This window comes from Roseomonas sp. 18066 (genome assembly GCF_902706185.1).
Lineage (GTDB): Bacteria > Pseudomonadota > Alphaproteobacteria > Acetobacterales > Acetobacteraceae > Pseudoroseomonas.
Genome location: NZ_CACSJM010000051.1, coordinates 1 through 14373 on the forward strand (window position 1 = coordinate 1; position 14373 = coordinate 14373).

11 protein-coding genes are annotated in these 14373 nt (G+C 69.9%); 6 read left to right on the forward strand and 5 right to left on the reverse strand.

Features of this window, described 5'->3' with window-relative positions:
- Window positions 1-767 precede the first annotated feature (767 nt).
- Entirely contained in the window at window positions 768-1070 is a 303-nt protein-coding gene (locus GVN67_RS12415; protein ID WP_159996326.1) for a hypothetical protein, read from the reverse strand.
- Window positions 1071-1427: 357 nt separating this feature from the next.
- Between GVN67_RS12415 and GVN67_RS12420 the strand changes: the two genes are divergently transcribed.
- From GVN67_RS12420 to GVN67_RS12430, 3 genes are all read left to right on the forward strand, one after another.
- Window positions 1428-2987, forward strand: a complete 1560-nt coding sequence (locus GVN67_RS12420) for a sensor domain-containing diguanylate cyclase (protein ID WP_159996328.1) — start codon at window positions 1428-1430, stop codon at window positions 2985-2987.
- 135 nt (window positions 2988-3122) lie between these two features.
- Entirely contained in the window at window positions 3123-4217 is a 1095-nt protein-coding gene (locus GVN67_RS12425; protein ID WP_159996330.1) for a catalase family protein, read from the forward strand.
- 607 nt (window positions 4218-4824) lie between these two features.
- Entirely contained in the window at window positions 4825-7134 is a 2310-nt protein-coding gene (locus tag GVN67_RS12430) for a bifunctional diguanylate cyclase/phosphodiesterase (RefSeq protein ID WP_159996332.1), read from the forward strand.
- Between the two features lie 354 nt (window positions 7135-7488).
- On the opposite strand, the gene GVN67_RS12440 is transcribed toward GVN67_RS12430, so the two are convergent.
- Window positions 7489-8415, reverse strand: a complete 927-nt coding sequence (locus tag GVN67_RS12440) for an NmrA/HSCARG family protein (RefSeq protein ID WP_159996336.1) — start codon at window positions 8413-8415, stop codon at window positions 7489-7491.
- Window positions 8416-8514: 99 nt separating this feature from the next.
- On the opposite strand from GVN67_RS12440, the gene GVN67_RS12445 reads away from it, so the two are divergent.
- Entirely contained in the window at window positions 8515-8988 is a 474-nt protein-coding gene (locus GVN67_RS12445) for a helix-turn-helix domain-containing protein (RefSeq protein ID WP_159996338.1), read from the forward strand.
- A gap of 10 nt (window positions 8989-8998) precedes the next feature.
- Here GVN67_RS12445 and GVN67_RS12450 read toward each other — a convergent pair whose 3' ends face one another.
- Window positions 8999-9214, reverse strand: coding sequence for a hypothetical protein (locus tag GVN67_RS12450; RefSeq protein WP_159996340.1), 216 nt, complete (start codon window positions 9212-9214; stop codon window positions 8999-9001).
- A gap of 361 nt (window positions 9215-9575) precedes the next feature.
- Here GVN67_RS12450 and GVN67_RS12455 point away from each other — a divergent pair, with 361 nt between their 5' ends.
- Window positions 9576-9800, forward strand: a complete 225-nt coding sequence (locus GVN67_RS12455; protein WP_159996342.1) for a hypothetical protein — start codon at window positions 9576-9578, stop codon at window positions 9798-9800.
- Window positions 9801-9900: 100 nt separating this feature from the next.
- On the opposite strand, the gene GVN67_RS12460 is transcribed toward GVN67_RS12455, so the two are convergent.
- Both GVN67_RS12460 and GVN67_RS12465 read right to left on the reverse strand, forming a co-directional pair.
- Complete coding sequence (locus GVN67_RS12460) at window positions 9901-12207, reverse strand: FdhF/YdeP family oxidoreductase (protein ID WP_159996344.1); 2307 nt, start codon at window positions 12205-12207, stop codon at window positions 9901-9903.
- 105 nt (window positions 12208-12312) lie between these two features.
- A complete protein-coding gene (locus tag GVN67_RS12465; RefSeq protein WP_159996346.1) occupies window positions 12313-13224 on the reverse strand; it encodes a LysR family transcriptional regulator in 912 nt (303 codons plus the stop codon).
- A 140-nt stretch (window positions 13225-13364) separates the two neighbouring features.
- Between GVN67_RS12465 and GVN67_RS12470 the strand changes: the two genes are divergently transcribed.
- Window positions 13365-14354: an aldo/keto reductase gene (locus GVN67_RS12470; protein WP_159996348.1), complete on the forward strand. Its 990-nt coding sequence runs from the start codon at window positions 13365-13367 to the stop codon at window positions 14352-14354.
- Window positions 14355-14373: the final 19 nt, after the last annotated feature.

Sequence of the window (14373 nt, forward strand, 5' to 3'; positions counted from 1 at the left end):
TATAAGGGACAGGGGGGGGGGACGGCGGCGCGGGTTCGCACGCGGGCACGATGACGGCGTCCGACAGCATCGCGCCGAGCTCCTGGCTATCCGTGGCCCGGGTGCCGAAGGCGCTTTCAGCTCGCTGACGCCCTGACCATGTTGTTGAGCGGAAGGCGCTGGCCGGAGATGGGCCGGCAGCGTCGTTCACGGCCGGCGCGGCGCGTCGTTGTCGACAGGCTTCATGGTGCGCGGCGAGCTCCAGAGGGATTTCTGCTTCGACCACACTGCCGCTCCTCATCTGGAAGAGCCACACGAAGTGGTTCTTCTAAGGCCGCCGCAAGGTTGTCGCCGCAGCCGCCTCGAAGCGGCCAATGGCCTGATCGCCGGCAGCCCGGTGTGGTGAGCCTTCGGCATGCCGGGCGAGGTGAGGCGAGTTCTGCGAGCAACGGATGCGACCGCCTCGATAAGACCGAATGCCTCCTCTGCACCGCCCGCTTTCCAGCGACGACGGCGATGGCCGCCAGGAGCGAAGCTGGGTAGCCAGCGTCGGGGAATTCCAGCTTCGGGAGGGCCAGATTCGGGGAGTTAATGGCCCGCTCGCGCCACAGGCCGGCTGGAACAACTGTCGAAGGCATGCTGATCTCGATGCCCTGATCGACCTTCGGCCATCGTGGCGGAGCGAGGGCCGCCAGCCGGCCTCGCTGTCCCTGGGGGCTGAAGCACGCTCACCATGGTTGTCGGCCCACGCCGCCTGACGCCCTGCAGCAGGGCGCCAATTCAGTGCCTCAGGCGCCACCATGTTCAAGCTCGTGCAGGAGCTGCTCTGTGGCGCCAGCGATCGCCCTTGCCTGCAGCAGGTCGGACGCGCCGATACCCGGCAGGCCTTTGGCAATGCTGGCCAGCGCCTCCAGGAGCTCGGTGATGTCCTCCTCGCTGCAGGCCACGCGGTGACCGTAGCGCTGAGCGAACCAGGCCTCGGCCATTTCGGCGCCCACGATGCGCGGTGACTTGGCCGTCTCCACAGCGTGAGCCATCGCGGCACGGATCAGCGTCTCAAGCTGGCAGCGGAGAACGGCATCGATGGGCATCAGAAGGAACTTGGCCCAGCTTCGGGAAGGTCAAGGATCACAAACACGCCGATGGAGGTTGCAGCACACAGCATCGAAGGGCTGCCGGAGCATTTCCGTCGCGGGACAGCTTCGCCCCGCGCGACTGCTGCGATGGGGGAGCCCAGGCAAGGTTGGTAGACGTCATATCAGCATTGGTAAAACAGGAGCATCGGCGGCCGCCCCAGGCCTCCGCGAAGCTCAACCGTTTCTGCGAGACAATCTAAAGTTGTGCCGCGGCATGCCCTTACACCGTGGTTAACACTTCGGCCATAACGCGGTTGTTATGGTGACGGCGTCATTACCGTGTTTCCCGCCAAAAGGGCAGGAGTGAACTTGATGCTGCAGGACGCCAGAACGGTGTCGGTACCGTTGCGCGCGACGCGGCGGCTGGCGAATTGGCTGGTCATCTCGGGCCTGATCGTGGCCCTCGGCACCTTGCTCGTCGGTGCGGCCGTGCTGTCCGATGCACGGCGCGATGCCTGGCTACGGGCCGAGCAGGCCTCGATGAACCTGGCCATGGCGCTGGAGCGCGACATCACCCGCAGCCTCGCGGCCTACGACCTGTCGCTGCAGGGTGCCGCCGTCGCCATGGAGCAGCCCGATCTCAGTGCCAGCAGCCCGGAGATCCGGCAGATGGCGCTGTTCGACAGGGCGGCCAGCGCCCGGCAGTTCGGCGCGCTGCTCGTGCTCAACGCCGAAGGCAAGGTTGTCGCCTCCTCGGCCAATCCCTCGCCGGAGGAGCGCGACCTTTCGGACCGCGACTTCTTCCAGGTGCACAAGCAGCAGCCGGATCGCGGCCTGTATATCGGCCGCCCCTTCGTCGCCTCGGCCGCACCGAACGACCTGCGGGTCGCGGTCAGCCGCCGGCTGCCGCTGAACCGCAGCCTCTTTGGCGGCATCGTGGTCGGCTCGCTGCGGCTGACCGATTTCCAGGATCTTTTCGCCCGGCTTGATCTCGGGGCCCAGGGGGCGATCACCCTGTTCCAGGATGACGGGCATATCCTGGTCCGCCGCTCCTCCGCCGCCGGCGAGAGCAACCGCGACCTGAGCGGCGCCGACACCGTCCGGCGCTTCATGGCGGCGCCCTCCGGCAGCTTCACCGGTATCGCCGCCCTCGATGGCGTCGAGCGCCTCTACACCTTCCGCCATGTCGGCGACTATCCGCTGATCCTGAGCATCGCGCGCTCGGTCGACGACATTTATGCCGCCTGGTGGCGCAAGACCGCGGTGATCGCCTGCATCCTGCTGCTGCTCTGCGTCTCGATGGTGGCGCTCTGCGTGATGTTCCGGCTCGAGATCCTCCGCCGCCTGCAGGCCGAGATGACCCTGGCGGAGACGGCCGCGAAATTCGAGCGGCTGTCGCATCTCGACGGCCTGACCGGCCTGGCGAACCGCGCCAAGTTCGACCTGACCCTGGCCCGGAACTGGGACCACGCCGCGCGGCACCGGCTGCCGTTGTCGCTCGTCATGCTCGATGCCGACTGCTTCAAGAGCTACAATGACCGGTATGGTCACCAGGAAGGCGACCAGGTGCTGCGGGCGGTGGGCCGTTGCATCCAGGCGGCCGCCACGCGCCCGGAAGACACCGGCGCGCGCTATGGCGGCGAGGAATTCGCCATCCTGCTGCCCGGCACCGGCACTTCCGGCGCCTTCCTGGTCGCCGAGAAGATCCGCGCCTCGGTCGCTTCCACCGCGATGCCGCATGCCTGCAACCCCTCGGGGCAGGTGACGATCAGCGCTGGCGTCGCGGTGATCTGGCCCGACAGGCTGACGCCGCCGGGGCAGCTGGTCGCCATGGCCGACCAGGCGCTCTACGCCGCCAAGCATGCGGGGCGGAACCGCGTGGAGGTCGGGCTGAGCGCGGGCGCCTCGGGCAGCGGCCGTCTGGCCGCCTAGACCCCGCTCAGCAGGTTTCGGCCGGGCGCCCGCAGGTCTCCGGCTGCGCGCCTTCCCTGTGTCGCTGACAGCCATCTCCCGAAACGCGCCGTGCTGCCGGCGCGTTGTTGACCGGGACATGAGGACAGCAACACCGTGACCATCCACCCGCTTCGCTACGAGCCTGCCTACGAAACCCCCGAGCCCGACGAGGCCGAGACCACCGGCGGCCTCGTCGAGGCCCTGCGCGGCATCGCCGAGACCACCTACCGGGATTACGGCTATCCCGTGCGCAGCGTGCACGCCAAGAGCCATGGCCTGCTGCGGGGCGAGCTGCAGGTGCTGGAGGGCCTGCCGGCGGCCTATGCCCAGGGGCTGTTCGCGCAGCTGGGGCGCTATCCGGTGGTGCTGCGCTTCTCGACCAATCCCGGCGACATCCTGGATGACAGCGTCTCGGTGCCGCGCGGCCTGGCGGTGAAGGTCGTGGGCGTCGAGGGTGCGCGCCTGCCGGGTTCGGAAGCCGGGCGCGAGCAGGATTTCGTCCTGGTCAATGCGCCCACCTTTGCCGCCCCGACCGCCAAGGCCTTTCTGGGCAATCTCAAGCTGCTGGCCAAGACGACCGACAGGGCGCCGGGATTGAAGAAGGTGCTGTCCGCGGCGCTGCGCGGCACGGAAGCGGCGCTGGAGGCCGTCGGCGGCAAGAGCGCCACCTTGACCCAGATGGGCGGCCATCCCAACACGCATATCCTGGGCGACAACTTCTATTCCGGCACGCCCTTCCTGTTCGGCGCCTCGATGGCGAAGTTCTCGGTGGCGCCGGTATCGCCCGCGCTGCTGGCGTTGAAGGATGCGAAGGTCAAGGTCTCGGGCCGGCCCGATGCGCTGCGTGAGGAGGTGCTGGCCTTCTTCGCCGGCAATACCGCGGAATGGGAGCTGCGCGTGCAGCTCTGCACCGATATCGGCGAGATGCCGATCGAAGACTCCACGGTGGAATGGCCGGAGACGATGAGCCCCTATGTCGCCGTCGCGCGAATCACCGCCGGCCCGCAGCCGTCCTGGAACGAGGAGCGGTCGCGCGCGGTGGATCTCGGCATGGCCTTCAACCCCTGGCAGGGCCTGGCCGCGCATCGGCCGCTCGGCTCGATCAACCGCACGCGGCGCGCCGCCTATCGCATGTCGGCCGATTTCCGCGAGGCCCGCAGCGGCTGCCCGATGCACCATCCGCGTGGCGAGCCCGACCTGCCGATCTGACGGCACCGCACATGGCGCCTCCCGCTGCCTCGACCTTCTGTGTCACAGCCTGACACGTCTCGACAAAACGCGACGATCCATCCGGGCCTGTGAGCGACGCGAAACGCGCCACGGGACGGTCGTTCTGGGATCACCAAGGGCCTGAAGTCTTCCGCGCAGCGTAGGGTCATCCCACCGCTGCGCGGCGGTCGCGTGGATGGCTCTCGGCATCACGGAATTCATCAGAAACGTGGTTAAAGCAGCAGTGTTGAGGAATCCTTCAACTCTGCTGCCATACCGTCCGGCACACCCTGGACCGGCGAAGGCGGCCCTTCACGCGGATCGACAGCGGCTGAAGCGCGGCCCGGCAGGGCGCCACCCAGGCCGATTCATCGTTCGGAAACATCCTGGGAATAGAGGTTGCGGACCATCATCTTCTGCACGCCAGAGTCGCATTGCGGAACCGAACGAACAGCTATGAGTAGTAATCAGCACGGGGAGGGGCCAGGTGCGTAGGTCTGCGACCGGCCCGCTGCTCCCCCGCCTCCTGAAGCGACTGCTGCCGCGCCAGCTCGAACCGGCGCGGGGCGACCAAGCCTGGCACAGCCTGCCGAGGGGCTCGGGCCGCATGCTGCTGTCCGGCCTCGCGGCCGTCGTAGCCTCCTGCGTGGTCGCAGCGCTGGTGCTGGCGCATCTCCACGCGCGGGCCATCGCGGATTCAAGGCTGGAGCTCAGCAACCTGGCCCTGGTCCTGGCCCGCTACACGGAGAACAGCCTGCAGTCGATCGAGCTCCTCGAGGAGGGGGTGGTCGACATGGTCAATGCATTGGCCATCGCCAGTGTCGAGCAGTTCAACGAACGCCTGGCCGAGCGCGACATCCACCAGGAGCTGCAGGCGCGGGCCCAGGCGCTGCCGGATGTCGAGGCGCTGTTCCTGACCAATGCAGCCGGCCAGACCATCGCCTCGACGCGCGCCTGGCCGCAGGCGGTGTTCTCCATCGCTGACCGGCCGCATTTCAGCGTCATCCGGGACAACCCGAAGCTGACGCGATACCTGGCGCCGCCGGCCAAGAATTTTCAGACCGGCAGCTGGAACTTCTATCTGACGCGGCGCATCAGCGCGGCCGACGGGCGGTTCCTCGGCATTGCCGGGGCGGGCATCGGCCTGACCCGCATGGAAAGCTTCCTGGCGCGCCTGGCCCTGGCACCGGCCAGCGCCATCGCCATCTGGCGGCGCGATGGCGTGCTGCTGGCCCGCTATCCAGATGCGGCGGCCGCCATCGGCCGGCCGCCCCCGCCCGGCGAGCTGTTGTTCCAGAGGGTGCTGTCGACCGCCGACAGCGGCACCTCGGAGGGCGCCAGCACGCTGGATGGCCAGCAACGCCTGATCGCCGTCCAGGCCGTGTCGGGCTATCCCGTCGCGGTGACCGTGTCGCGCACCATCGGCGATATCCTGGCGCTGTGGCGGCGGCAGGCCCTCTTCACGGCGGTCGGGCTGATCCTCGTGGCGGGCCTCGTGCTCGGCTTCGTCATCCTGAGCATCCGCCACCTGGCCAACCGCGATCTGCTCGAGAAGACGCGCACCGAGATGGGCATCCTGGAGGAGCACCGGCGCGCCGAGGCCCGCATCGCGCATCTGGCGCATCACGACGCGCTGACCGGCCTGGCCAACCGCACCCTGTTCCAGACCAGGCTCGAACAGGCGGTGGAGCAGGCGAGGCGGGGCGATGCCTGCGCGGTCCTGTGCCTCGACCTCGACCACTTCAAGGATGTCAACGACACCCTGGGCCATGCCGTGGGCGACCGGCTGCTGCAGGATGTCAGCGCCCGGCTGACGGCGCATACGCGGGAGCGCGACACCATCGCCCGGCTCGGTGGCGACGAATTCGCCATCCTCCAGGTCGGGCTGGGCGCGCAGCCGAACGATCACGCCGGGCTAGCACGTCGCCTCGTCGAGGCGCTGAGCGCCCCCTTCGACATCGATGGCCACCACGTCATCATCGGTGTCAGCATCGGCGTCGCGGTCGCGCCGGGCGATGGCCTCGATATCGGCCAGCTGATGAAGAATGCCGACCTGGCGCTGTACCGGGCGAAATCCGACGGGCGCGGCGTGGTCCGGTTCTTCAAGGCCGAGATGAACGCGCATGCGCAGATGCGCCGGAGGCTGCTGATCGACCTGCGCCGCGCCATCGATGCCGATGAGTTCGAGCTGGTCTACCAGCCCAAGGTCGATATCGGCACGCGCGCCACCACCGGCTTCGAGGCGCTGCTGCGCTGGCGCCATCCGCAGCAGGGCATGATCATGCCGGAGCATTTCATCACCCTGGCCGAGGAGACCGGGCTGATCGTGCCGCTGGGCGAATGGGTGCTGCACCGCGCCTGCGCCGATGCGGTGACCTGGCCCAGCCATGTGATGCTGGCGGTCAACCTGTCGCCGGTGCAGTTCACCAGCAGCCGGCTGATGGCGGCGGTCGCCTCCGCCATCCAGGCCTCGGGCCTGGCGGCCAGCCGGCTGGAGCTCGAGATCACCGAGACCGTGCTGCTGCGCGACATCGAGGCCACCCTGGCGACGCTGCATCGCCTGCATGCCCTGGGCGTCGCCGTCGCGCTGGACGATTTCGGCACCGGCTATTCGTCGCTCGGCTATCTGCAGCGGTTCCCCTTCGACCGGGTCAAGATCGACAAGAGCTTCGTGCAGAGCCTCGGCCGGCGCAAGGAAAGCGACGCGATCGTCCAGTCGGTGATCACGCTGTGCAAGGCCCTGGACATGGCGATCACCGCGGAGGGCGTCGAGACGGAAGAGCAGTTTCGCATCCTCGCCGCCGCCGGCTGCGACGAGGTGCAGGGCTATCTCTTCGGGCGGCCGCAGCCGGCAGCGGCCCAGGCGCTCGCTTTTGCGGCCCGGCCCTGGGCATCCGGCGCCGCGGGCCTCGGCTGACGGACCGGGCCGGGGCATGCCGGCGGCGGCGGCCCCGATGCCGATGGCAAGGTCACCTGCCCGGAGGTCAGAGCGGTCGCCGCTGCGCCCGCCCGGTCCTGGTCGGTGCGGGAGAGGGCGGCCGTCGCGGGCAAGAGCCCAGGCAACGTCCATCGCGGCTTCGTGGCCCATCCCGGGACGACATTGGCCCAGGCGGTCGGGCGGTTGCGGGCTGAGATGGACTGTTCGCGGCTGCGCACCGCGGCAGGGCGCGTCGGCGAGATCGCGTTCCAATGCGGCTTCGGCAGCGAGGCCAGCATGCGGCGCGCCGAGCCGCGCTGGCTGACCGGTCAGCCGCCCAGCTCACCCGCCCAGTTACCCGCGGCCGTAGCGCCAGCCGCCTGATGTTCCCAGCGCCGCGGCGAAAGCCGCTTGGCCGCTGCCGGCAAGCCAGGTGCGGAAGGACAGCAGGCCAGGGTTGATCGCCCGCAGGGCCTGCAGGTCGGCATCGCCCGCCAGGCGCCCGCGGTCGAGCAGCTCCGTCAGCCTTGCCAGGAAGGGGTTGGCCGCCAGAGCGTCGTCGGAGAAGCGGGCATATCGGATCGGCCGGCCCGCGGCCTCGGTGAACAGGGATTGCAGCTGGCGGCCGGTGACCATGTCGCCGGCCAGATCGAAGGTCGCGCCACCGAAGCGCCGCGGATCGGCGAAGACCGCGGCGACGATCCTGCCGATATCCTCGACCGCCAGGAACTGCATCGGCTGGTCCGGCTTCATGAAGAAGTCGAAGCGCCCCTGGTCCAGGCCGAAGCCGGGCATCACCAGCATCTCCATGAAGGTCGCCGGCCGGATGATGGTCGTGGTCAGGGGCAAGCGCCGCAGATGCGCCTCGATGCGGGCCTTGCTGTCGAAATGTCCCATTCCCGTGGGCTCTTCGCCGACGGCGTTGGAGGAGCTGTAGACCAGGTGGCGGACGCCGCTCTCCACCGCGATCTCGGCGATGTCGATGCCGTGGCGGACCTCGTCCTCGTCGCGCATGCCGTAGAGGGCACCCTGGCCCGAGCTCGGCTGCACGCTGAACACGCCCGCGACGCCCCGCATCGCCGCCCGCATCGCGCCGGTATCGGCAAGCTGCCCCTGCACGAGCTCGGCGCCGGCGTCACGCAGGGCGATCGACCTCGATGCATGCGGGTCCCGCACGAAGGCGCGGACCCGGCGGCCGGCTTGCAGCAGCGCGGAAGCCACCGATCCGCCCTGCTGGCCGGTGGCCCCGAAGACCAGGATAGGCTGCGTGTCGCCCGGCATGGAGAACCCCCGTCGATGCATGAGGGTTACCCATATATACCCCTGGGAAGCGGCCGGAAGACGGCACATTTCCCGCCCTCAGGCACAAGGATGATCCGCTTGGCCCGACAGATCCACGGACGGCCCTATGAGGAGACGGAGCGCGGGCCCCTGTTCCGGCCCTGCGCCCCGAACAGCGTCCTCGCGCGCCTTGGCGACAAATGGACCATCCTCGTCATGTCGCATCTCGCTTTGGCGCCGGGCCATCGGCTGCGCTTCTCGGCGATGAAGAACGGTATCGAGGGCATCACCCAGCGCATGCTGACCCTGACGCTGCGGAACCTCGAGCGTGACGGGCTGCTCACGCGTCATTATTTTCCGGAGGTGCCGCCGCGCGTCGAGTACGCGCTGACCGCGATGGGCGCCAGCATGCTGCCCGCCCTGGAAGGCTTCACCGCCTGGATCAGGGACAACTGGCCAGGCATCGCGCAGTCGCGCCTGGCCTATGACGAAGCGCAGAATTCGGGCGACCCGCCGGTCGCGAGCCTCGGCGGCGGCCCCGGCAGCCGGCCTGCCGGCAAGCGCGGCGGCTGAACGGGCCGCTCTACCGCTTCGCCGCCTTGTGGGTGCCGACATTCTCATGCCAGACCACCGGGACGCCGTCCCATTCGGCCATCTGCTTGCCGGTCCACTTGCGGCGGACATAGACGTGGTAGGCATCGGGCGACGCCTCCACATAGCCCGACTTCCCATCGGTCAGCCGCAGCTGCTGCGCCAGCTGCTCGGCCTGGTCCCTCATATAGGCGTCTGGCACGCTCATGGGATCCTCCTGGTTGCCGTGATGGATGTAGGCCTGCAGGCCGCCGATGTCACCTTGACCGCAACCAATCGCGCCCCGGCGGCCGGCGCAGGCTCCAAAGCGGGAGCTCTGCCCAGGCATGGCGCGGGGTGTCAGCCGGGACCGATCTCGATGATGGCCCAGGCGAAGCCCTGCGGCGCTCCCTGCCGCAGGCTCTGGCAGCCTGCCCCATCGAACCATTCCGGCTTTTCGATGATGCCATTTCGAGCGGCGCGCTCTGATCGCCTGGCCGCCCGTCTCGTGCCCTGTCATCGCCTCTGGCAACCACCCGGGGCGCAGCCGGTTCTTCTGGCATCACCCTGAACCGAAGGGGCTGCCGCGCATGACCGTCTCCCGCCGCCTGCCGCCGCCGCCGGCCGGCTTCCGCCCCCTGGGCGACCCGCTGCAGCACGGCATCCCCTATGCCGTCGACGCGGCGACGCTGGTCGAGCGCCAAGTGCAGGACGGGCTGGCAGCCGCGCGCGGCGCGGTGCGGCTTCGCCCGGCGGGCTGGCTGGCGCTGGCCTTCGGCCTCGGCCTGCTGCTGGCCAGCCGCCGCGCGCACTAGGGTGAGCTGGCTTCGGTGGAACGAAGCCAACTTATCCTTACCTGTCTGTTTGATCGCGTGATTCAGGCTTCTTGGTGATTCCACCGCAAGCCATCACGCTCTAGCCGCGCAGCACGCGCACCGGGATCGCCTTGGCCGCGGGCACATGGCTCTCCCGCGCATGGTGCCAGGCTGGCAGCAGCGGATTGCATTCCGGGAAATAGCCGGCGATGCAGCCCGGCGTCAGGTCGTAGCGCACCACGGCCAGGTCAGGCACCTGCCGCGTCACGCCATCATCGGCGACCGTTTCCAGCGTCACCGCTTGGCCCTCGGTCAGGCCGAGGCGCGCGATATCGGTGGCATGCATCATCACCACCTGCCGGCTGCCATGGATGCCGCGGAAGCGGTCGTCATAGCCGTAGATGGTGGTGTTGAACTGGTCGTTGCTGCGCAGGGTGATCAGCCGCAGCACCTCGCCGCCCTCGGCCGCCATGTCGGGATCGGCATCGAGCCCGACGGGGGCCAGGAAATTGGCCTTGCCCGTCTCGGTCTGCCACTGCCGCTCGCGTGCCGGATTGGCCCGCGCCATGCCGCCCTTCCGCCAGATGCGCTGGTTGTAATTCGCGTACCAGGCCGGGTGCAGCGCCGCGATCTCCTGGCGGATGCGGTCGTAGTCGCCGACCCAGCCGTCCCAGTCGACCCGCGGATTGGCGGGCAGCAGCGCCTTCGCCAGGCCGGCGATGATGGCGGGCTCCGACCGCAGCCGCGGCGCCGCCGGGCTGCGCATGCCGCGGGAGGGATGGATCACCGCGGTGCTGTCCTCCACCGTCACCACCTGCGGCCCGCCGGCCTGCTGGTCGATCTCGATGCGGCTGAGGCAGGGCAGCAGCCAGGCGGCGCGGCCATGCACCAGATGGCTGCGGTTCAGCCGGGTGGTGACCATCACCGTCAGCGGCAGGCGGCGCCAGGCGGGCTCCAGCAGGCTGGTCTCGGGCAGTGCCCGCACCAGGTTGCCGCCCAGCTGCAGCACGGCCTGCACCGTGCCGGCGATGACGCCCTGAGTGACGCCGACGGCATCCAGCCCCTTCTCGCGCGGCGCGGTGAAGCCGTAGCGCCGCTCCATCGCGTCAAGCGGCGCGAGCTCCGGCTTCTCGGTGATCCAGACGGCGCGCTGGCCCTGCACGTTGGAATGGCCGCGCACCGGGCAGATGCCGGCGCCCGGGCGGCCCAGATTGCCGCGCAGCAGCAGCAGCGCCACCAGCATCTGCACATTGTCGACGCCGGCGCGATGCTGCGTCAGCCCCATGCCATAGATGCCGAGCGTCGCCCGGGCCTTGGCATAGCAGCCGGCGATCTGCTCCATCGCGGCCCGGCTGAGCCCGGACTGCCGTTCCAGCGCGGTCCAGCCATGGCCGCGGATGCTGGCGGCGAAGACCTCGAAGCCGTGGCAGTGCTCGGCGATGAAGGCATGGTCGAGGACCGCGGGGCGGCCGGCGGCGCGCGCCGCGTCGTCCCATTCCAGCAGCAGCTTGCACAGCCCCACCAGCAGCGCCAGGTCGCCGCCGGCGCGCGGCTGGTGATATTGCGAGGCGATGCGGTGGGCACCGCCGCCCAGCATCCCGCCCAGCATCCCGGCCGGGCTCTGCGGGTTGGTGAAGCGCTCCAGCCCCGGCTCGCGCAGCGGGTTGACGACGATGATCGGCACGCCGCGCCGCGCCGCCTCGTCCAGCTGGTGCAGCATGCGCGGGCTGTTCACCGCGGTGTTCTGCCCGATGATCAGGATGCAGTCGCTGTGCTCGAAATCCTCCAGACGCACGGTGCCGACCGGCACGCCGATGGTCTTCGGCAGGGCGACCGAGCTGCTCTCGTGGCACATGTTCGAGGAATCGGGCAGGTTGTTGGTGCCGTGCAACCGGGCCAGCAGCTGCCACAGGAAGGCGGCCTCGTTGGCGGCGCGGCCGGAGGCGTAGAACACCGCCTGGTCCGGCGCCATGCCGCGCAGCGCCGCGCCGATGCCGTCGAAGGCCTGCTGCCAGCCGGTCGGGACATAGCGGTCGCTGGCGGCGTCCCAGCGCATCGGCTCGGTCAGCCGGCCGGCCTGCTCCAGCGCATGGTCGCTCCAGTGCTCAAGCTCGGCGACCGTGTGCCGGGCGAAGAAATCGGCCTCGATGCGGGCGCTGCTCATGTCCCAGGCGGTGGCCTTGGCGCCGTTCTCGCAGAACTCGAACAGCAGCGGCGTCGCCGGCTTGGCCCAGGCGCAGGAGACGCAGGAGAAGCCGCCGGGCTTGTTCTGCTGGGTCAGCAGCAGCGGCACGCTGAGCGGATTGCCTTCCCGCCGCATGATCTTGCCGAGGGAGCGGACGGATCCCCAGCCGCCGGACGAGCCATCGTAGGAGACCACCTGCAGCGTGCCGTCCTTGCCCGTCATTGTCGTTCCCCGCTTCCTGGCTTGCCCCGTCTCAACCCGCGATGGACAGGGTTGTTGCAGCGGGGCCTCGCGCGGCGCCCTGCCCGAACGCTGCCGGCCGCGGCGCTACCCGGCCTGGTCGGCGGTCGGCTGCCGGCGCAGCGCCGCCAGCAGCGCGGCGAAGGCGGGGGAGGGAAGCCGCCGGTCCGGGTAGTAAAGGTGGTAGCCGGGGAAGGGCGGGCACCAGTCGGCGAGGACACGCTCCAGCCGACCTTCGGCGATCAGCGCCGTCGCCTGGTCCTCGAAGACCATGGCCAGCCCCAGCCCCGTCGTCGCCGCCTTCAGCACCAGGGGCATGTCGTTGAAGATCAGGGGACCCTCGACGCGGACATTCAGCGTGCGGCCGTCCTTGCCGAATTCCCAGGGATAGAGGCCCCCCGCCGTGGGCAGGCGGATATTGATGCAGCGGTGGCGCGTCAGCGCGTGCGGCGTCGCCGGCCGGGGGTGCCGCTCGAAGTAGCAGGGCGCCCCGACCACCGCCATGCGGAGCTCGGCGCCAATCCGGACCGCGATCATGTCCTGGGCCACCTGCTCGCCCAGGCGGATGCCGGCATCGAAGCCCTCCGCCACGATGTCGCGCAGCGCCGGATCGACCGACACCTCCACCTCGACCTCCGGGCAGGTCCGGGCCAGCCGCTCGAGCGCCGGCCACAGGACCGTCTCCACCGCGTGGCGCCCCGTGGTGATGCGGAGCCTGCCCGAGGGCGTCTGCCGCAAGGCGCTGAGCGCCACCAGCCGGGCCTCGACCTCGTCGATGGCCGGGCGCAGCGTTTCCAGCAATTGCCGCCCCGCCTCGGTGACGGCGACGCTGCGCGTGGTCCGGGTCAGCAGCCGCAGGCCGAGGCGCTCCTCCAGCCGGCGGACGATCTGGCTCAGCGAGGATTGCGACTGCCCGAGCCGGGCCGCGGCGCGGGTGAAGCTGCGCGCCTCGGCCACGGCGAGGAAGGCGGTCAGGTCGGCCAGATCGTCGCGGCGCATTCATTACCCTGATGATTGAGGCATGCAGAATTTAGCGCCTAATCGCTGGATGGCGCAGCCCCTAGATAGCCGGCGCGGGCTGGCCGCGGACGATGCTGCGTCCGCCGGGCCGCCCGATGCACCAGGAGCGGAGGCCGCAGATGAAGACGCGCATGCTGGGCGACAGCCTCGAGGTCTCGGCCATCGGCCTCGGCTGCATGGGGCTGAGCTTCGGCCTGGGCCCCGCCACGGACCGGGGCGAGGCGATCGGCATGATCCGCGCCGCCGTTGACCGCGGCGTGACCCTGTTCGACACCGCCGAGGGCTACGGCCCCTTCGTCAACGAGGCGCTGGTCGGCGAGGCGCTGCAGCCGCTGCGCGACCGCGTGGCGATCGCCACCAAGTTCGGCTTCAGCATCGATGGCAGCGACCGGATCGTCGGCCTGGACAGCCGGCCGGCGCATATCCGCGCGGTGGTGGAGGCGTCGCTGAAGCGGCTGCGGACCGACCGCATCGACCTGCTCTACCAGCACCGCGTCGATCCCGCGGTGCCGATGGAGGAGGTGGCGGGCACGGTCAAGGCGCTGATCGAGGAAGGCAAGGTGCTGCATTTCGGCCTGTCCGAGGCGGGCGCGCCGAACATCCGGCGCGCCCATGCGGTGCAGCCGGTGGCGGCTCTCCAGAACCACTATTCGCTGTGGATGCGCGAGCCGGAGGACAGCACGCTCGCGCTCTGCGAGGAGCTGGGCATCGGCTTCGTCGCCTGGGGCCCGCTTGGCCAGGGCTTCCTGACCGGCGCCATTCAGCGCGGCGACCGCTTCGACGACCCGCGCGACCTGCGCTCCACCTTCCCGCGCTTCACCCCGCAGGCGCTGGAGGCCAATTTCGCGGTGGTCGACTTCCTGCGCGCGCTGGCGGCGGAGCAGCGGGCCTCGCCGGCGCGCATCGCGCTGGCCTGGCTGCTGTCGCGCAAGCCCTTCATCGTGCCGATCCCCGGCGGCACGCGGCCCGGGCACCTCGACGACAACCTGGCCGCGGCCGACGTCGTGCTGACCGCCGGCGATCTGGCCGCGATCGATGCCGCCTTCGCCCGGCTCGCCATCACCGGCGCGCCGCTCTCCGCGGCGCTGGACGCGCAGATCGACCGCTGAGGCGCCGTCGCCCAGCCTT

Bases quoted from the DNA above. Each gene is read 5' to 3' on its own strand.
- GVN67_RS12415 (WP_159996326.1), bottom strand. From the start codon at position 1,070: ATGCCCATCGATGCCGTTCTCCGCTGCCAGCTTGAGACGCTGATCCGT.
- GVN67_RS12420 (WP_159996328.1), top strand. From the start codon at position 1,428: ATGCTGCAGGACGCCAGAACGGTGTCGGTACCGTTGCGCGCGACGCGG.
- GVN67_RS12430 (WP_159996332.1), top strand. From the start codon at position 4,825: ATGCTGCTGTCCGGCCTCGCGGCCGTCGTAGCCTCCTGCGTGGTCGCA.
- GVN67_RS12440 (WP_159996336.1), bottom strand. From the start codon at position 8,415: ATGCCGGGCGACACGCAGCCTATCCTGGTCTTCGGGGCCACCGGCCAG.
- GVN67_RS12450 (WP_159996340.1), bottom strand. From the start codon at position 9,214: ATGAGCGTGCCAGACGCCTATATGAGGGACCAGGCCGAGCAGCTGGCG.
- GVN67_RS12455 (WP_159996342.1), top strand. From the start codon at position 9,576: ATGACCGTCTCCCGCCGCCTGCCGCCGCCGCCGGCCGGCTTCCGCCCC.
- GVN67_RS12460 (WP_159996344.1), bottom strand. From the start codon at position 12,207: ATGACGGGCAAGGACGGCACGCTGCAGGTGGTCTCCTACGATGGCTCG.
- GVN67_RS12465 (WP_159996346.1), bottom strand. From the start codon at position 13,224: ATGCGCCGCGACGATCTGGCCGACCTGACCGCCTTCCTCGCCGTGGCC.
- GVN67_RS12470 (WP_159996348.1), top strand. From the start codon at position 13,365: ATGAAGACGCGCATGCTGGGCGACAGCCTCGAGGTCTCGGCCATCGGC.